The sequence below is a fragment of the Saccharopolyspora sp. NPDC047091 genome (assembly GCF_040643635.1).
Taxonomy (GTDB): domain Bacteria; phylum Actinomycetota; class Actinomycetes; order Mycobacteriales; family Pseudonocardiaceae; genus Saccharopolyspora_C.
On record NZ_JBEYUS010000003.1, the window covers coordinates 179,789 to 197,979 of the forward strand.

The 18,191-nt window shown below is 73.1% G+C and carries 14 protein-coding genes; 5 read left to right on the forward strand and 9 right to left on the reverse strand.

What is annotated here, in order from left to right:
• Positions 1-36 precede the first annotated feature (36 nt).
• Positions 37-903, reverse strand: a complete 867-nt coding sequence (locus ABZ805_RS03130; protein WP_358433478.1) for an NAD(P)-dependent oxidoreductase — start codon at positions 901-903, stop codon at positions 37-39.
• 89 nt (positions 904-992) lie between these two features.
• Positions 993-1,691: an FCD domain-containing protein gene (locus ABZ805_RS03135; RefSeq protein ID WP_358433481.1), complete on the reverse strand. Its 699-nt coding sequence runs from the start codon at positions 1,689-1,691 to the stop codon at positions 993-995.
• A 316-nt stretch (positions 1,692-2,007) separates the two neighbouring features.
• On the opposite strand from ABZ805_RS03135, the gene ABZ805_RS03140 reads away from it, so the two are divergent.
• The gene (locus ABZ805_RS03140; RefSeq protein ID WP_358433483.1) at positions 2,008-3,555 is read left to right on the forward strand and encodes a GMC family oxidoreductase N-terminal domain-containing protein; all 1,548 of its coding nucleotides are present in this window, start codon (positions 2,008-2,010) and stop codon (positions 3,553-3,555) included.
• A gap of 53 nt (positions 3,556-3,608) precedes the next feature.
• On the opposite strand, the gene ABZ805_RS03145 is transcribed toward ABZ805_RS03140, so the two are convergent.
• Positions 3,609-4,514, reverse strand: a complete 906-nt coding sequence (locus tag ABZ805_RS03145) for an SDR family oxidoreductase (protein ID WP_358433486.1) — start codon at positions 4,512-4,514, stop codon at positions 3,609-3,611.
• Between the two features lie 98 nt (positions 4,515-4,612).
• Between ABZ805_RS03145 and ABZ805_RS03150 the strand changes: the two genes are divergently transcribed.
• Positions 4,613-5,317 carry a TetR family transcriptional regulator gene (locus ABZ805_RS03150; protein WP_358433489.1) on the forward strand — a complete coding sequence of 235 codons (705 nt, stop codon included), beginning with the start codon at positions 4,613-4,615 and terminating at the stop codon, positions 5,315-5,317.
• Positions 5,318-5,528: 211 nt separating this feature from the next.
• Here the strand turns inward: ABZ805_RS03150 and ABZ805_RS03155 are convergent, their stop codons facing one another.
• Positions 5,529-6,812 (reverse strand): alpha-hydroxy-acid oxidizing protein, encoded by a 1,284-nt coding sequence (locus ABZ805_RS03155; RefSeq protein ID WP_358433492.1) that lies wholly within the window; start codon positions 6,810-6,812, stop codon positions 5,529-5,531.
• A 68-nt stretch (positions 6,813-6,880) separates the two neighbouring features.
• Positions 6,881-7,411 (reverse strand): MarR family transcriptional regulator, encoded by a 531-nt coding sequence (locus ABZ805_RS03160; RefSeq protein WP_358433494.1) that lies wholly within the window; start codon positions 7,409-7,411, stop codon positions 6,881-6,883.
• A gap of 49 nt (positions 7,412-7,460) precedes the next feature.
• Between ABZ805_RS03160 and ABZ805_RS03165 the strand changes: the two genes are divergently transcribed.
• Positions 7,461-8,393, forward strand: coding sequence for an amidohydrolase family protein (locus tag ABZ805_RS03165; protein ID WP_358433497.1), 933 nt, complete (start codon positions 7,461-7,463; stop codon positions 8,391-8,393).
• Positions 8,394-8,481: 88 nt separating this feature from the next.
• Entirely contained in the window at positions 8,482-9,255 is a 774-nt protein-coding gene (locus ABZ805_RS03170; protein ID WP_358433500.1) for an SDR family oxidoreductase, read from the forward strand.
• Here ABZ805_RS03170 and ABZ805_RS03175 read toward each other — a convergent pair.
• The 4 genes from ABZ805_RS03175 to ABZ805_RS03190 form a co-directional block, all read right to left on the reverse strand.
• The gene (locus tag ABZ805_RS03175) at positions 9,206-10,465 is read right to left on the reverse strand and encodes an ROK family transcriptional regulator (RefSeq protein ID WP_358433502.1); all 1,260 of its coding nucleotides are present in this window, start codon (positions 10,463-10,465) and stop codon (positions 9,206-9,208) included. The two genes, ABZ805_RS03170 and ABZ805_RS03175, sit on opposite strands and share 50 nt — an antisense overlap.
• Before the next feature lie 279 nt (positions 10,466-10,744).
• Complete coding sequence (locus tag ABZ805_RS03180) at positions 10,745-11,965, reverse strand: acyl-CoA dehydrogenase family protein (protein WP_358433505.1); 1,221 nt, start codon at positions 11,963-11,965, stop codon at positions 10,745-10,747.
• Between the two features lie 60 nt (positions 11,966-12,025).
• The gene (locus ABZ805_RS03185) at positions 12,026-13,381 is read right to left on the reverse strand and encodes an LLM class flavin-dependent oxidoreductase (protein ID WP_358433508.1); all 1,356 of its coding nucleotides are present in this window, start codon (positions 13,379-13,381) and stop codon (positions 12,026-12,028) included.
• A 232-nt stretch (positions 13,382-13,613) separates the two neighbouring features.
• Positions 13,614-16,379, reverse strand: coding sequence for an EAL domain-containing protein (locus tag ABZ805_RS03190; RefSeq protein WP_358433511.1), 2,766 nt, complete (start codon positions 16,377-16,379; stop codon positions 13,614-13,616).
• A 549-nt stretch (positions 16,380-16,928) separates the two neighbouring features.
• Here ABZ805_RS03190 and ABZ805_RS03195 point away from each other — a divergent pair.
• Positions 16,929-18,095 (forward strand): beta-ketoacyl synthase N-terminal-like domain-containing protein, encoded by a 1,167-nt coding sequence (locus ABZ805_RS03195; RefSeq protein ID WP_358433514.1) that lies wholly within the window; start codon positions 16,929-16,931, stop codon positions 18,093-18,095.
• Positions 18,096-18,191: the final 96 nt, after the last annotated feature.

Here is an 18,191-nt window from a genome sequence, read left to right on the forward strand (position 1 = left end):
GACGCAGGGATTTCCGCGTGGTGCGGGGGAATCGGGTCAGGGCGCGGGGTAGGTCTCGATCACCCGCGAGTCGTCGCGCGCGCCCAGCCCGGCGTCGGCGGCGCGCTCGTAGCGCTCCCGCGCCAGGTCCAGCAGCGGCGTGTCCGCCCCGGCCTGCCGGGCGGCATCGGCGACGAGGTTGCTGTCCTTGACGAAGATGCCGACGGTGCTGGTCACCTCCACGTCGGTGCCCTGCAACATGCGCGGCCCGCGATCGGAGAGCATCCACGACCCGGCCGCGCCGGACTCGACCAGCGACAGCACCTGCTCGCGGTCCAGGCCCAGTTCTCCGGCCAGCGACAGGGCTTCGGCGGCGGCGACGATGTGCACCGAGCACAGGTGCTGGTTCACCACCTTGATCGCCTGGCCGTCGCCGATGCGCTCGCCGACCTCGCGGATCGCGCCGAAGGACTCCAGCACCGGGCGGGCGGCGGCGATGGTCGCCGGGTTCCCGGCCGCGAACAGCGTCAGCTCACCGGTGCGCGCCCGCGCCACCCCGCCGGTGACCGGCACGTCCAGCACTAGCGCGCCGGCCGCGACGAGCCGCGATCCCTGCTCCCGCACGGCATCCGGGCCGACGGTGCTCATCACGATCCAGCGCTGCCCGTCGAGGTCGTTGCGGCGCAACGCCTCGTCGACGAGCGCGGCCAGCTGGTCCGGGGTCGCGACCATCACCACGACGAGCTCGGCGCGCGGCGCCGCTGCGATCGACGCGACCGCCGAAATCCCTTGCGCCGCAGCCCATTCCCGCGCGGACGGGCCCGGATCGACGGCGATCGTCGCGCGGCCCGCAGCGACCAGCCTGCTCGCCATGTGCCTGCCGATGGCGCCGATCCCCACGAACACGACGTCGGGTTCGCTCATGTGAAACCTCCTGCTCGGGCCCGGAAGCGGGCAGCGCGCACCGGCGCCCGGACGTCGGGCGCTGGTGGGTGGGTGGTGCTGGGTGCGGGTCAGCCTTCGCCGGTCAGCGAGGACCACACCTCGAAGTGGTGGCGCATCGCGGCCCGCGCGGCCTCGCCGTCGCGGTCCGCCACGGCGTCGACGATCCCGTAGTGGACGGTGTCGATGATCCGGTCCTCGCCCGGCGCCAGGGGAGCGCGTTCGACGGCGGCGCGGCGGCGGTCCACCACCTCGTCGCGCAGCACGTGGCCCAGCCCGTCGTGCAGCAGGGTGAAGATGGGGTTGTCGACGATGGTGAACAGGCGGCGGTGGAAGTCCAGGTCCGCTTCCAGCGCGCGGTCGTCCTCGCCCGCCGCGCTGGCGCGCACCATCTCGTCGACCAGGCCGCGCAGCACTTCGACGTCGTCGGCGGTCGCCAGCCGGGCCGCGGCCTCGGACATGCTGATCTCCAGCATTTCGCGGGCCGAGCGGAACTGGCCGCCGCCGAGCTGGCCGAGCTCGTTCGACAGGTCGAAGTACAGCTGGATGAACCCGGCGTCCGGCACGCCCAGGTAGGAGCCGCGGCCCTGGGTGCGGGTCAGGAAGCCCAGCATCTCCAGCATCGACAGCTGCTCGCGCAGCGCGCCCCGGCTGATGTCCAGCGACGCGACCAGGTCCCGTTCGGTCGGCAGCCGGAGCAGGCCGGTGCCCGGTTCCGGCGTGGCCTGCTCGGCCAGGCTGCGCACCAGGAACGAGAGATCGACACCCACTGGACACCTCCTTTGGTAGGACCAATGCCGGATACGCTAAGCGCGCCGGGAAACCCTGTCAACGATTTGGTCCGACCTTTGCGGAGCGGGGAGTTCGTCGGGGGAGCCGGCGCCCGCGCGCGCCCGGCAGGCTCTCCGGCCGTCCCGTTCGTCCGAATGGAGTGTGTCCGTGCGCCGTTCACCTGCGATTCGAGTGAAACGGAGTGACCTGGAGCACATCGTGTTGAGGATGACCTGACGGCATGGTTTCTCCTGTAGCCCGGGGAGATCGAACCGGCCGTGCGCACGTTCGCGGCCGGCCAGTCGAGGAGGGGCGATGTACGACGCGATCATCATCGGAGCAGGGTCCGCGGGGGCGGCGGTGGCCGCGAGGCTCGCCGAGGACGACGGCAGGCGGGTGCTGCTCCTCGAAGCGGGCCCCGATTACCGCTCCGCCGAGACGCCGCCCGAGATCCGCGGCATCGAACCCGGCAAGACCAAGCTGGTCGAGCAGCTGGCCGCCACCCACACCTTCCCCGCGCTGCGCGCCACCAGGTCCGCCGCGCAGGAACCGGCGCGCTACGTGCGGGGCCGTGGCGTCGGCGGCAGTTCCGCGATCAACGGGCTGTTCGCGATCCGGCCGACCGTCGAGGACCTCGACGGCTGGGCCGCGCAGGGCTGCACCGGCTGGGGCCACCAGGACGTGCTGCCGCTGCTGAACCGGTTGGAGGACGACCACGACTTCGCCGACCGGCCGTACCACGGCTCCGGTGGGCCCATCCCGGTGCGGCGGCCGCGGCGGGAGGACTTCGCCACCGTCGAAGCCGCCGTGGACCTGATCGCGGACCGGCGCGGGCACCCGTGGGCGCCGGACCACAACGCGCCCGGCTCGACCGGGGTGTCGCCCTACGCCTACAACGCGATCGGCGAGCGGCGCGTCTCCACCAACGACGGTTACCTCGAACCGAACCGGGACCGGGCCGAGCTGCACGTCATCGGCGGCGCGCTCGTCGACCGCATCCGGTTCGACGGGAACCGGGCCATCGGGGTGCGGGCGATCATCGACGGCGAGCCCGTCGAGTACCGCGCCGCCGACGTCGTGCTCGCCGCCGGTGCCGTGCACAGCCCGGCGATCCTGCAACGCTCCGGCATCGGGCCCGCCGCCGAGCTGCGCGAACTCGGCATCGCGCCGGTCGCGGACCTGCCGGTGGGGCACGGGTTGCAGGACCACCCGTCGATCCTGCTGGCGCTCGCGCTGCACGAACCGCCGGACTTCGGCGGCCTGCCCGAACGCGGGCAGCTGTGCCTGCGGTTCAGCACCGGCGTCGACGACGAGCGCAACGACGGGATGCTCGCCGCGCCGGGCGCGCTCGGCGTCGGCATCCCCGTCGCGGGCCTCCTCGGCTGGAACAACCGGGTCAACTCGACCGGGCGAGTCCGGATCACCGGCACCGATCCGACCGCGGACCCGGACGTGGCGTTCGACCTGCTCTCCGACGAGCGGGACCTGCGGCGGCTGCGCGTGGTCGTGGACGAGCTGCGCGCCTTCGCGGCACAACCGGAACTGCGGAAGATCAGCGCCGCGATGGGGCTCGGCGCGGGCATGCTCGATCCCGCGACCGCCCTGAACGACCGGGAATTCGCCGAGTTCGCGCTCGCCAACGTCTCCGACACCGCGCACGCCGCGGGCACCTGCCGGATGGGCGACCCGGACCGGCCGGACACCGTCGTCGACCCGCACGGCCGGGTGCTCGGGGTGGACGGCCTGCGAGTCGCCGATGCGAGCGTGTTCCCGTGGCTGCCGCGCGCCAACCCGCATCTGAGCGCCGTCCTCGTCGGCGAGAAGATCGCCGACTCGCTGCGCTCCGGGTGCGGTGCCTCCTGACAGCGGACGCGCGGCGTTCCGGCGGCTCCGCGGGGCGTCGCCTCCCGCGATCCTCATGCGGGGGCGGAGACTCCGGTGAGGCGTTCGGCCTCGGCCCACAGGCGGGCCGCGACGCGTTCGTCCCGGCCCGGCCGGGGAAGTTCGACCTGCTTCGTCGGTCCGACCAGGCCCCATCGCGGGCCGTAGTAGTCACCTGCGGTGACGGCGGGGCTCGTCGCCGCGAACAGCAGGGGTTCCGCCCCCTGCTCGGGTCCCTGCGCAGGCACGATCTTGTACAGGATCGATTCCAGCAGGCCGGGCTTGCCGTTGAGGGTGGGCCCGGAGGTCATCAGGTTGGTGCGGGTGGCGCCGGGGTGCGCGCCGACCGACAGCACGGGCCAGCCGCGCCGGGCCGCGAGCTCGGCGAGATGCACCGCCATCAGCATGTCGGCGAGCTTGGACTGCGCGTAGGCCCGGGTCGGGCTGTAGGAGCGGCTGGACTGCAGGTCGTCGAAGTCGATGCGCGCCCGGTTGGCGGTGCCGCTGCTCATCGTGGCCACCCGCGGCGCGGGGGCGGTGAGCAGCAACGGCAGCAGCCGGTTGGTGAGGGCGAACGGCCCGAGGAAGTTGCTGCCCAGCTGTAGTTCGAAGCCGTCGGCGGTCTCGGTGCGCCGAGGCACGTTCATGACTCCGGCGTTGTTGAGCAGCAGGTCCAGCGGCTTCCCCTCGGCGATGAGGCCGTCGGCGAAATCGCGCACCGAGGACAGGTCCGCCAGGTCGAGGCGGCGGACCTGCACGTGGGTGCCGGGGTGCGCGGCGCGGATCTCGGCCTTCGCCTGCTCGCCCTTGTCCGGGGTGCGCACGGCGAGGACGACCTCTGCTCCGGCGCCTGCGAGGCGCTGGGCCGCCTCCTTGCCGGTGCCGCTGTTGGCGCCGGTGACCACGGCGAGCCTTCCGCGCTGGTCGGGAACCTGGTACATCGTGGACCCCTTTAAGTACCGTCGGTCTCTTGTCTTCGTCCAGCGTAAAGGACCGGCGGTCGCTAAGCAAAGTACCGCCGGTCTGTAACATGGGCGGCATGTCCTTCCAGCGCGCCCGGACCGAAGAGCAGCGAACCCAGCGGCGACGGCAGATCCGCGACGCCGCGGCCGCGATGCTCGCGGAGGTGCCGGTCGCCAAGCTGAGCCTGAACGAGCTGAGCCGCCGGGCCGGCCTGGCCAAGGCGAACGTCCTGCGCTACTTCGAATCCCGCGAGGACGTCCTGCTCGACCTGCTCGACGCGGAGATCGCGGAGTGGATCGCCGAACTGGAGCAGGCGCCCCGCCTCGGCCGGGGGACGCCGCGAGAGCGCGGGGACCACCTGGCCGACCTGTGGGCCACCTCGATGGCGAACCGGCCGGTGCTGTGCGACCTGCTCAGCGCGCAGGGCGCGGTGCTGGAGCAGAACATCTCCACCGACGTCGGCATCCGGCACAAGCGCCGAGCCCGGCAGTCGCTCCAGGCTCTGGTCGAGCTCGTCCGGCGGCACCTCCCCGACCTGTCCGAGGCCGAGGCGGCCTCGCTGGTCGAGACCACCCTGCTGATGGCCATGACCGCCTGGCAGTGCAGCCGGCCCTCCCCGGAGATGCTGGCCGCTTACGCCTCCGATCCCGAGCTCGCCGCCATGCGCCTGGACTTCACCGACCTGGTCCGCCGCACCGCGCAAGTGACCGCCTCCGGTCTCCTCGCGCGCCGGCAGGGCGCTGATCGTGTCGCGGCGGCGGTCGTGGAGCCGACCTCGTGAGGTGCCACGCCGGACGACGATCAGGTGTTCACGTCGTCCGCCTGCCGGTTCCGCCGGCCCGCGAGGTCCGCTGCGGAGGCTCTCAGTGGTGCGGGCGACGGGCCTCCCGGCCGGTGGTGAAGGTGCGGCCGACCGGGGGCGCGGCACTCCGGTGTCGCTGCGCTGGTCGTCCACCTGGTGCGGAACCGGTCGTGCGCGGGTGGTTCCCCGCTCAGCCGCGGAGGACGTCCGGGGTGAGCTCGGCGGGGCAGGTGTGCCCGGTGAGCCCCACGGTGAGGTCCAGCTCGGCGACGATGTCGGCCACCGCGTCGCGCGCCCCCGCCGCACCCGCCAGCGCCAGCCCGTACAGGTAGGGGCGGCCGACGCAGACCGCGTCCGCGCCCAGCGCCAGCGCCTTGACCACGTCGGCGCCGGAGCAGATGCCGCTGTCGAACAGCACGGTCAGCTCCGCGCCGACGAGCGGCGCGATCTCCGCCAGCGCGTCCAACGCGGCGATGGAGCCGTCGACCTGGCGGCCGCCGTGGTTCGACACGACGACGCCGTCCACGCCCGCGTCCACGGCGCGGCGGGCGTCGTCGGGGTGCAGCACGCCCTTGAGCAGGATCGGCAGCGTCGTGCGCTCCCGCAGCGATGCCAGGTCCGCCCAGCTCAACGATGGCCGCGAGTAGGTGTCCAGGAAGGTGCGCACGGCCTCCCGCGGTTCCGGCGAACGCAGGTTCCGCAGCAGCGGCCCGGGAAAGCGGCGGCTCATCGACAGCAGCGCGCGCACCGCGGCGACCGTGACGCGCACGTCCTCGCCGCCGGAGCCCCGCGCGATCCGCTCCCGCACCAGCTCCCGGAACCGCGGGTCCGAGGTGTACTGCGCGATGCCCTCGCCGCGCGCGAACGGCAGCGAACCCAGGTTCAGGTCCCGCGGGCGCCAGCCCAGCAAGGTCGTGTCGAGCGTGACCACCACGGCTTCCGCGCCGCTGCGCTCGGCGCGGGCGAGCAGGCTGTCCACCAGGTCCTCGTCCGTGCTCCAGTACAGCTGGAACCAGCGCGGCGAGTCGCCCATCGCGGCCGCGCAGTCCTCCATCGGCACGCAGGCCTGGCTGGAGAACACGTACGGCAACCCGAGCTCGGCGGCGGCCCGCGCCACCGCCAGGTCCGCTTCGGGGTGGAGCAGTTCGGCCGCGCCGACGGGCGCGAACAGCACCGGTGCCGGGATGCGGCGGCCGAACAGCTCGACGCCGAGGTCCCGGCGGGACACGTCGCGCAGCACGCGCGGCACGATCGTCCGGCGGTCGAACGCCGCGCGGTTGGCCCGCATCGTCGCCTCGGCTCCGGCGCCGCCCGCCACGTAGGCCCAGCCGCGGCGGGAGCTCCGGCGCCGCGCCTTCCGCTCCAGTTCCCGGAAATCGGTGGGTATCCGCGGCCTGCGGCCGGTCACGCCCGCGCCGTAGATCGCGGACTGGCGGTCGCGGCCGAACCCGGCCTGCGCGGTCTCCTCGGACACGGTGGTTCCTCCCCGATGTCGCCGGTGGGCCTGATCATCGCCGCCGGGGCGGGTCCGGGTCCACCGGATCAGTCGACGTGCTCGCGATAACCGGAGTTGATGATGTCGGTGAGGCGTTCCAGCTGTGCCGCCAGGTGCAGCCGCTCCTCGGGGGTGAAGGCGGCGTAGCCGCGGGCCTGTTCGCGGCGGCGCTGCGCGCGCAACCGGTGCAGCGCCGCGGTGCCGCGCTCGGTCAGGCTGATCAGCACCCGGCGCTCGTCCTCGGGGCTGCGCCGTCGCGCCACCAGCCGCTTGCCCTCCAGCTGGTTCAGCATCCGGGTCGCGGTGGGCAGCGTGACGCCCGCGGCCGCGGCCAGGTCGCTGACCGGCAGTTCGGCGCCGGACGCCAGCGGCAGCACCAGCGCGAGCTGCGCCAGCGACAGCCCTTCGACGCCCGCGGCGTGCGCGGCCCTGGCCCGGCGCATCGCGAGGAACAGCGCGTCGGCGGCCTGCGCCAGCTCGTCCATCCCGGGATCGTCGAGGCCGGGTTCGCTGAGGTCGGGTTCGTCGGCCCCGGGTTCGCCGAGGTCGGGTTCCGGTTCCTGGTCGGGTCCGCTCATGGGTGCTAGCGTAGTCATTGGTTAGCAAGCTAAGTAATAGGAGGCGGTCATGTCCCCGGCACAACGCATCGACGTCCACCACCACGTCGTGCCGCCCGTCTACCGGGAAGCCCTGCAGCGCGTCGGCTCCGATGCCGCAGGCGGCAGGCACCTGCCGGACTGGAGCCCGCAGGCCTCGCTGGACCTGATGGACCGCAACGAGATCCGCACCGCGATCCTGTCCGTCACCACCCCCGGCGTCGAACCGTGGCCCGGGCAGGAAGGGCGCGACATGGCGCGCGCCCTCAACGAGCACTGCGCCGAGCTCGTCCGCGACCACCCCGGCCGGTTCGGGTTCTGGGCGACGCTCACGCTGCCCGACGTGGACGGGGCGCTCGCGGAAGCCGAGCACGCGCTGGACGAACTCGGTGCCGACGGGGTCGTGCTGCTGGCCAACAGCGGCGGCACCTACCTCGGCGACGAGGCGTTCGAACCGCTGCTCGCCGAACTCGGCAGGCGCGGCGCCGTCGTGTTCGTGCACCCCTCGGCGCTGCCCGCCGACCCGGTGCCCGGCATCCCGCCGTTCGCCGCGGACTTCCTGCTCGACACCACCCGCGCCGCCGCGAAGCTCGCCGCGAGCGGCACGCTGCACCGGTACCCGGACCTGAAGATCATCCTGTCGCACGCGGGCGGATTCCTGCCCTACGCGGCGGAACGCATCGCCGCCTGCCTGGAGCTCGCCGGGAGCGAGCGGAGCACCGAGGACCTGCTGGCCGACCTGCGCCGCTGCTACTTCGACACCGCGCTGTCCGCCTCGCCGTACGCGCTGCCCGGGCTGACCGCGTTCGCCGACCCCGAGCGCATCCTGTTCGGCAGCGACTTCCCCTACGCCCCGGCGGACATCGCCACCACGATGACCGAACGCCTCGACGCGTCACCGGTGATCGACCACGCCGCCGTGGATCGCGGGAACGCCGCCCGGCTCCTCCCGCAGCACGCCTGACCCCCGCGCGGAGCGGTTTGCTCGACCGGTCACAGTGGGCGGACGGGCCGCTCACCTGGTCGGAGCGGGCGGGAATCGAGGAGGACGCATGGATCTCGGGTTGAGCGGGCGGGTCGCGGTGGTGCCGGGCGCGACCTCCGGGCTGGGCGCGGCCGTCGTGCGCGGGCTCGCGGGCGAAGGCGCGCACGTCGCGTTCGGCGGGCGGCGGGCCGAGCTCGCCGCGGAGCTGGCGGCGGAACTCCCGTCGGCGGTCGGCATCGGCGTGGACCTGCTCGACCCGGACGGGCCGCGCAGCCTCGTCGACGCAGCCACCGCGGCGTTCGGGCCGGTGGACGTGCTGGTGCTCAACGGCGGCGGCCCCGCCCCCGGCACCGCCGCCGAGATGACCGCCGAGGACGCCGAGCAGGCCGTGCACCGCCTGCTCACCGCGCACGTCCGGCTGGTCGAGCAGGTGCTGCCGGGCATGCGGGAGCGCGGCTGGGGCCGGATCGTCGCGATCGGCTCCAGCGGCGTGCAGCAGCCCATCAACGGGCTCGCCGCCTCCAACGTGGGTCGTGCCGCCCTCGCCGGCTACCTCAAGACGCTGGCCGCGGAGGTCGCCGCCGACGGCGTCACCGTGAACGTGGTGCTGCCGGGCCGGATCGAGACCGAACGGCTGACCTCGATCAACGAGGCGATGGCCGCGCGCCGCGGGGTCGCCCCGGACGCGGTCCGCGACGCCTCCCGCGCCGACATCCCGGCGGGCCGGTTCGGCACGCCCGAGGAGTACGCGGCGGCCGTGGTGTTCCTCGCGAGCGCTCCGGCGTCCTACATCACCGGTGCGCAGCTGCGCTGCGACGGCGGCCTGATCCGCGCCCACTAGTCGCGCGGGCGTGGTGGCGCAGCGCGCCGAGCGGGTCCGCGTAGAGCACGTCCAGCGACACCGCGGCCGCCGCCTGCTGCTGGATGCCGTCCCCGGCGGCGGTGAGCCGCAGGTCGCGCGGCACCGCGGAGTGCTCCGCCACCGCGTCCGCCACGTCCCGGAGCGCGGCCGGGTGCTCGGTGAACGCCTGCCCGCCGAGCACGATCCGATCGGGGTTGACCACGTCCGCGATGTGCCCGATGGCGCGCCCCAGCACCCGGGAGCGCTCCCGCAGCAGGTCGGCCGCCCGCTCCGAACCGTCCGCGGCCAGCTCGGCGAGCGCGGCGGTGGTGCGCACCTCCAGCCCCTGCGCGCGGGCCGCTTCGACGACCCCGGTGTCGCTCACCGCATCGGAGAGCCTGCCGGTGCGGCGCGGGTCCAGCAGCTCGGTCGGACCGGACGGCAGGTGGCCGAGCCCGCCCGGGCCGGTGCTCGGGTTGTGCACGGCGCCGTCGATGGTCAACGCCACGCCGATCATCTCGCGGGCGTAGCAGTACAGCGCGCTGCCGCGCGGATCGGCGGCGTCGCCGAAGGACAGCTCGGCGGCCGCCATCGATTCCACGTGCGGCGCCACCGAGGTCGGCAGCCCCAGCTGCGCGCCGATCAGCTCGCCGACCGGGGCGGCCCGCCAGCCCAGCAGCGGGTGGTCGACCCGGCCGAGCTCGTCGACGCGGCCGCCGAGCGCGACCCCGGCCCACAGCGGGGTCCGGCCGGGCCAGCGCGCCAGGAACCGGTGCGCGCGAGCACCGATCGCGCGCAGCACCTCGGCGGCATCCCCGGTCCCGGTGCGCGTCCGGATGCCGCCGAGCACCCGGCCGTGCAGGTCGTGCGCGGTGATGGTGGTGGTGCGGAATCCGATGTGGACTCCCGCGGTGAGGTGCTGTTCGCGGCGCAGCTCGAACGGCAGCCGCGGTCGGCCGACGGCGCCGGCCGGGGCGAGGTCGGCGCGTTCGCGCAGCAGACCGGCCTCCAGCAGCGCCGCCACGTGCCGGTGCACCGTGGGCGCGCTGAGCCCGGTGCGGGCCGCGGCGACGTCGCGGAACACCGGCCCGTCGCGCCGGGCGACGCGCAGCACCTCGGCGGCGGGCGTGCCCGCGAGGCGCAGGCCGGGGGAGAGGACCGGCGGGACGGGGTCGCCGACCGGTCGGAGCGCGGGCAGTGCTGCGGTCATGGGGTCCTCGGGAGCGGGAGGACGGCGCCGGACCTGCGGCGCCGTGGCGGATTCGTCAGCGGAGCGGCGACGAACCGCGACACGGCACCCGCACCGGGGGCAGGCGGCAGGCGAGCGCGACGGTCACGTAAGTGACCTCAGGCGGAGCGATCGGGTTGCCGGGCACGGGCGAAAACTACCGCACCGGCGCGGCTCCGTTCCGCCATGTGAGAACCACGGCGCGGGTGACCGGCCCATCCGCCCGGTCTTGCGGGCTGATGGGCCGTTCACCTGGTGGGATCAGAAGTAGCCGTTGACGGGGAGCGGAGAGCCGTTGATGGTCACGTCACCGACCACCGCGGCCTTGTACGCGGTCGGGTTGTGCAGGGTGAGGGTGCGGATGTTGCGCCAGTGCCGGTCCAGGTTCCGGGAGCGGCTCGCCGACGACGCGCCGCCCACCTCGAACAGGTCGGTCGCCGCCTGCAGCGCGATGGCGTCGACGTGCACCTTCACCTTCGACGCGGCCAGCGACGCCGCCGTGAACAACTCCCGGTCCGGTGCTCCGAGCCGTTCGCTGCGGTAGGCGGCGTCGATCTCGTCCGCCGCGGCGAGCACCGCGGCCTCGGCCACGTAGGCGGCGCTGCTGATCCGGCCCACCTCCGCGTGCAGGATCGGATCGTCCGCGGGCGAGGCGGTCGGCGCGTGCTGGAACGAGCGGGTGCGGCCGCGGATCAGCGCGGCGGCATCGGTGGCCACGCTGCGCAGGATGCCCGCGACGATCGCCTGCAGGTACAGCTGCAGTTGCGCCACGTCGCTCGACGGCCGCGGTGAACCGTCGGTGACCCGCACGTCGATCACCTCGTGCTCGGCGATGGACACGTCGTCGAAGACCGTGGTGCCGGTTCCGGTGCGGGTCTGCCCGATGCCGTCCCAGTCGTCGAGCACGGTCACGCCCTCGCGGTCCACCGGCACCAGCACGGCCGCCACCGAGTTCTCGTCCAGCTGCGCCGACACCCCGATGTGGTCGGCGAACAGGGTGCCGGTGGAGTAGAACTTCTCCCCGTTGAGCCGGAAACCGTCCGCGGTGCGGGTGAGACCGGTGGCGAACGAGAACGCTCCGGCGGCCCGCCCGCCGCGTTCGCTGTTGGCGTTGCCGAAGAACTTCCCGGCGCGCACCTCGTCCAGCCAGTGCTGCCTGCGCGGGCCGGGCGGCAGCGCCCGCAGCAGTTCGTTGACCTGCCAGAAGTGCGCGCGCAGCGCGTGCGCCACGTTCGGGTCGGCCTCGGCCAGGTCGATCACCACCGACAGCAGGTCCCGCACCGAGGCGCCGGGACCGCCTTCGGACACCGGCAGCGTGATCGCGCCGAGCCGGGCGCGGCGCAGCAGGTCGATCTGTTCGTGCGGGTTGCGGTCCTGCGCCGCGCGTTCCGCCGACCCGGCGGCGATCTCGGCGATCAGACCGGCGAGTTCGGGGGAACCCGGCAGCACCGGGTCCGCGGCGATCGGGGTTGGGGTGGTCACGTCGGCTCCTCACCGGTCGAAGGGTTTTCCGCGCTGCGGCGGGGAATGCGGGAACCGCGCTCAGGTGAACGCGCCCCGGTGGGCGGCCGCCGGGTGGTGGTCGTCGAGCAGGTCCGCGCCGGTGATCTTGCGGCGGACGGTGCCGGGCGCGTACTCCCGCTGCGCCAGCCCGCGGTCCTGCAGCACCGGCGTGACGTGCTCGATGAATTCCAGGTAGCTGCCCGGGATCGTGTAGTTCATGACGTTGATGCCGTCGACCCCTGCGGCCCGCCACTCGTCCAGCCGGTCGGCGATCTGCTCGGGAGTGCCGACGACGCGGCTGTTGCGGGTGCGCAGCCGCGCGAGATCGCGCACCGTCGGCTCCCGGTCCGGCACCGCCTCCCGCAACCACAGCAGGTGGCTGCGGGACCCCTCCGATTCGATGTCGCCGATCGGGGTGTCCAGGTCGTAGTGCCCGAGGTCGACGCCGATGCCACCGGCGGCGTGCGCGATGATCGCGTCGTCGTCCAGGTACTCGTCGAGCTCGTCGGCGCGCAGCAGCGCCTCGGCTTCGGTGCTGCCGATGACGAACGACAACCCCTGGAAGAACCGCAGGTCACCCGGCTTGCGCCCGGCTTCGGTCACGAGCCGCCGGGTGTCCTCGACGAGCACCTTCGCGTCCTTCGGGCTGGGCGACTGGATGAACTGGGCCTCGGCGTTGCGGGCCGCGAACCGGCGGCCGGCCGGGGAGGAACCGGCTTGGAACAGCAGGGGAGTGCGCTGCGGCGACGGCGAGACCAGGTGCGGACCTTCGACGCGGTACCGCGCGCCCTCGTGGTGGATCTTGTGGATCCGGCTGAAGTCGCCGTGCACCCCGGACGCCCTGTCCTGCGGCAACGCCCCGTCGTCCCAGGAGCCCTCCCACAACTTGTAGACCACGTCCACGTACTCGTCGGCCCACGCGTACCGCTCCTCGTGCGGGGTGATGTCGGCGTAGCCGAAGTTGCGCCACGCGTTCGGCGACAGGCTGGTGACGATGTTCCACGCGATCCGGCCGCGTGAGGCGTGGTCCAACGTGGACATCTTGCGGGCGAAGTTGAACGGGTGCTCTTGGAGCACCGAACTGGTGATCGCGATGCCCAGTTCGGAGGTGGCGTGCGCGAGCGCCGAGACGAGCACCGACGGGTCGTTGCTGGGGATCTGCAGCCCGGACTCGACGAACTTCTCCCACGACGAGCGGTGGTCCCCGTACAGGCCCACCACGTCGGCGAAGAAGACGAAGTCGAACTTCCCCCGCTCCAGCTCCCGCGCGAGCGACACCCACAGGTCCAGGTCGTTGAAATCGGTCTGCCGCGCCTCGGGCAGCCGCCACGCGCCGTGGGTGATGTGCGAGGTCGTGTTCATGACGAACGCGGAGAACTGCAAGGGGCGGGGCATCGGTTTCCCTCCTCGGCGTGGCGTCCCGACTGCCCCTCGACGCTAGGGCCGACCCGCTCCCGAGCCGAGGTTTCGCCTCGGCCTGATCGCAACCCTTGGCGTGCCGCCTTCCGCTCCTGCCACCAGGCGAGGTGGGCGGCGGAACCGCACCGTCCGCGAACTCGCGCAGCGGTATCGCCCGTTCCCGCACGCCACCGGCGCGACCGAGGTGCGGAACCGGCGGAAAACCCGGTCAGGGCGCGGCGATTCCGCGGAGCGAGGCGAAATCCGCCAACGGCGCCGGTTTCCCGAAGTAGAAGCCCTGCCCCTGGTCGCACCCGATGCGCCGCAGGATGTCCAGCTGCTCGGCGGTCTCCACGCCCTCGGCGACCACGTTCAGCCCGACCGCGTGCGCCATCGCCACGATGCTCGTGACGATCGCCTGCACGTCGTCGGAATCGCTGAGCTCGGCCACGAAGGACCGGTCGATCTTGAGGGTGTCCAGCGGCAGCCGCCGCAGCTGCGCCAGCGAGGAGTACCCGGTGCCGAAGTCGTCGATCGCCAGGAACACGCCCAGCTTCCGCATGCCCCGCAGCATCCGCACCGCGGAGGTCGCGTCCAGCATCAGCGCGTTCTCGGTGACCTCCAGGCACAGCGATCCGGCGGGCAGCCCCGCGTCGTCGAGCGCGGCGCGGACCGTGTCGTGCAGCCGCGGGTCGCCGAGCTGCCGGGGGGAGAGGTTCGCGTTGATCTGGAGTTCCGCGCCGCTCTCGCGCCGCAGCTCGGCGAACTCGCGGGTGGCGGTGCGCAGCATGAACCCGCCGACCTCGTTGATCAGGTCGCTCTCCTCGGCCAGCGGGATGAATTCGCCGGGGGAGACGGTGCCGTGCTCCGGGTGGGTCCAGCGCAGGAGCCCTTCGGCGCCGACGATGCGTTCGGAGGCCAGGTCCACCACCGGCTGGTAGGCCACCCACAGCTGGCCGCGCGGCACGGCGTGGCGCAGCTCCTGCTCCAGCAGCATGTGCCGCTGCACCCGTTCCCGGAGTTCCACGTCGAAGAACGCGTACCGGCCGCGGCCCTGCGCCTTCGCCCGGTACATCGCCACGTCCGCGTCGCGCAGCAGGTCCTGCGCGGAGCGGGTGTCGCCGGGCGCGGAGACGACGATGCCGACGCTGGCGTCCACGTGCAGCCGGATGCCGTCCACGTGCGTCGGTTCGGTGAGGATGCGCAGCAGCTCGTCGGCGCGGGCGCGCAGGTCGTCGTGGTCCGGCGAGTCCTGGGTGGCGACGACGAACTCGTCGCCGCCGAGCCTGCCGACGAGTTCCCGGTCGCCGGTGGCGCGCACCAGCCGCTGCCCGATGTTGCGCAGCACCTCGTCCCCGACGCCGTGCCCCAGCGAATCGTTGACGATCTTGAAGTTGTCCAGGTCGATGAACAGCACGGCCAGCGGCTCGGCGCGGTTCGGCGAGTTCACCGCCGCGTCCAGGTGCCGCAGCACCAGCGTGCGGTTGGCGAGCCCGGTCAGCGGGTCGTGGGTGGCCTCGTGCTCCAGCCGTTCGCGGGCGGCGAGGCTCTCGGTGATGTCGCTGAACGACACCAGCACCCGGTGCGGCGGCCGGTCGTCCGGGTTCAGCGCGCGGGAGGACACCGCCAGCCACACGCTCTCCCCGTCGTCGCGGTGCACCAGCGTCACCTGCGAGTTCACCGGGTTCCCGGTCCGCAGCGTGATCGTGGAGGGCCTGGTGTCGCCGCTGACGCGGTCGCCGTTCTCGTCGTACATCGGCCACCGCTCGGAGTCCATCCCGACCAGGGCGCTGGGCTGCGTCCCGAGGATGCGCTGCGCCGCCGGGTTGGCCGATTCGATGATCCCGGTGGGGGCGACCACCAGCACGCCTTCGTCGAGCGCGTCGATGACGGTGGCGAAGGTCCGCTCGGCGCGGCGGCGGGCCGTTTCGTCGGCGCACACCAGCACGTAGCCGTCGTCCATCTCGGAGACCGTGACGCGCACGACGAGCGCGTTGCCGTCGCCGCGCCGGTGCAGCGCTTCGCTGACGCCGCCTGCGGCGAGCAGCTCCGCCGGGCTCAGCCGGGCGCCGACGAGCTCGTCCACCGGGCGGCCCATGGCCTGCTCCGCGGAGATCCCGTAGACCGCCTCGGCGGCCGGGTTCCAGCTGGTGACCAGGGATTCCCGGTCGGTGGCGATGATGGCGTTGCTGACGTGCTGCACCAGCGCGGCCTGGTAGCGCAGGCTGGTCTCGGCGGACTTCTTGTCGGTGATGTCGCGCAGGATCACCTGCAGCGCGGGACGGCCTTCCCAGGTGGTGAGCACCGAGACGACCTCGACGGGGGCGCGGCTGCCGTCGAACCGGTGCAGCGCGGCCTCGGCCGGTTTGGTCCGCGCGCCGGGGAAGGTGAGCGTCCGCAGCCTGGCCCGCATCATCGGCACCGAGTCGGAGACGACGAAGTCGGTGATGGGGCGGCCGATGACCCGGTCGACGCTGTCGGTGCCGAGGATGCCCAGCGTCGCCGAGTTCGCGTAGCGGACCACGCCGTCCTGGTGCACGCAGATCGCGTCCGGGCTCAGCTCGACGAGCAGCCGGTACCGGTCGGCGAGGTCGGTGAGGGTCTGCCGGTCCTGGTGCACGCGGGTGACGTCCGCGGCGACGCCGATGAGCCGGTCCGCGTCGCCCTCCTCGCGGTGGCGCCGGGCGTGGAAGTGCACGAACCGGGTGCCGCCGTCGGTCGCGGGCAGGCGTTGTTCGAGGTCGAGGTCGTGCCATTCGGCGGCGGTGCGGGCGGACAGCGCGATGGGTTCGAGGAGTTCGCGCAGCCGGGCGCGCAGCGTCTCCTCGTCCGCCTCGGGCAGGCCCAGCAGGGGCCCCATGCCGGAGGTCCAGGCGAGGCTGTCGTCGTCGAGGCGCAGCGACCAGCGGACCGCGCCGCTGGCGGCCAGCGCCAGGTCGAGGAACTCGCGGTCCAGCTCCGAGTTCTTCGAGTGCGAGACCACCGGGTCAACCATCGATCATCCAGGAGACAGATCTTGTGCACGTTCCGCGCAACCGCTCCACCGCCGTCCACGCCATGTCGTTCCGCTCTCGAACAGCGAAGCGCCCTCCCCTTCTCCGGCGGGACGCAGCCCGCGGCCGGATGCTCGTAGTTTCCCATGTGCGCTGCTCGTGAACCGTCCTGAGTGGCGGGTGCGTCCGAGGAGCCCGCTGATCATAAGCCCGTGCCCGATCGGCGGCGAACACGGCACGTGATCCATCGCGCCATGTCGGTAGTGAACCTCTGACCCGTTCGCGTGGTCATTCGAGTTCAAAAACACGAATGGTTTTCCGATGCCCGCCTCTCGCTTCACTCTAAAGAGGATCGAGTGGGTAGGCGCGGCGACCTGAGTGACCGCGCGTAACTCGATCTCCGATTCGGTGATCCGCCCCCACCCGCCGACCGAGCGGAATTCACGCCACCGGTCTCGGCGGGCGATTCGCGGCGGCTCCGAACGCGCATCGCCGCGACCCAGCGGTGATCGCGAAATCGATCGATCGGGAAAACGGGAAAGGGAAAGAAGATGACCTCGAAGCACGCTGAAATCGAAATCGGCGGCATCGGAGCGGTCACCGGCTACGGCTGGGGACGCGCCGAGTTCTGGGACGGCCTGGCCTCCTCGAAGCTCGCCGCCACGCTCGTCGACGGGTACGGGCCCGACCAGGACCGCACCGCCTGGGTCGCGCGCGTCCCCGACGGCGGCGACCCCACCGACGGGCCGAGCCGGTTCGCCAGGGCGATGCGCTCGGCCGCCCGCGAAGCCATCACCGACGCCGGCGAACGCGGCTGGACGCCCGGGCGCCGGGTGGGCCTGCTGCACGCCGTGGTGCTCGGTGAAGTGGACCTGTGGCGGGAGTTCTACCGGTCCCGCGGTGGCCGGGTCTCGGTGCGGGAATACCTGTCGCTGATGCCTTCCACCCCGATGTCGACGTTCATGAAGGAATTCGGATTCCACGGACCCGCCATGAACGTCTCCGCGATGTGCGCGTCGGGGAACGCGGGACTGCTCACCGCGAAGGCCTGGCTGGACGCCGGGATCGTCGACGACGTGGTCTTCGTGGCCACCGATCTGTCGGCGACGCCGGAGAACGTGCTGCACTTCGAACGGCTCGGCGTCACGATCACCGACGCCGATCCGCTGGACGCGTGCCGGCCGTTCCAGGAAGGCAGCCGCGGTTTCATCATGGGCGAGGCCTCGGTCGGAATGGTGCTGTCCCGCGGCCTGCCGGATTCCTACGCGCGGCTGCTCGGCGGCGCCATGTCGCACGACGCGCACCACGTCACCTCGATCGAACCGAACCTGACCGAGGTGAACCGCTGCGTGCGGGATGCGCTGGACAACGCCGGGGTCGCGGGCGGCGACATCCGCTACCTCAACGCGCACGGTCCCGGCACCGCGCAGTGCGATCGCGCCGAGGCGCGGTTCTGCGCGGAACTGCTGGGTGCGGACACCGAGATCTTCTCGGTGAAGCCGCTGGCCGGGCACTGCCAGGGCGCCGCGTCGGCGGTCGAGATCGCGGCCACCGCGCTGGGCCACCGGCACGGCCTGGTCCCGGCCGCACCGCGGCAGGCGGCGGGCGACCCGCGGCTGCTGGACGGCCCGACGCCGTTCGACGGCGGGCTCACCCTGAAGTCGTCCATCGGGATGGGCGGGCACAACTCCGCGGTCGTGCTCGCGCCGCCGCGGTGAGACCCCGCTGATCGGCGGTGCCCGGGCTCCCGGCAGGAGCTCGGCGCGGTCCTCGGGCCGCTGCTGGCCGGGGTGCTGCTGCCGGTGCTGGGCCTG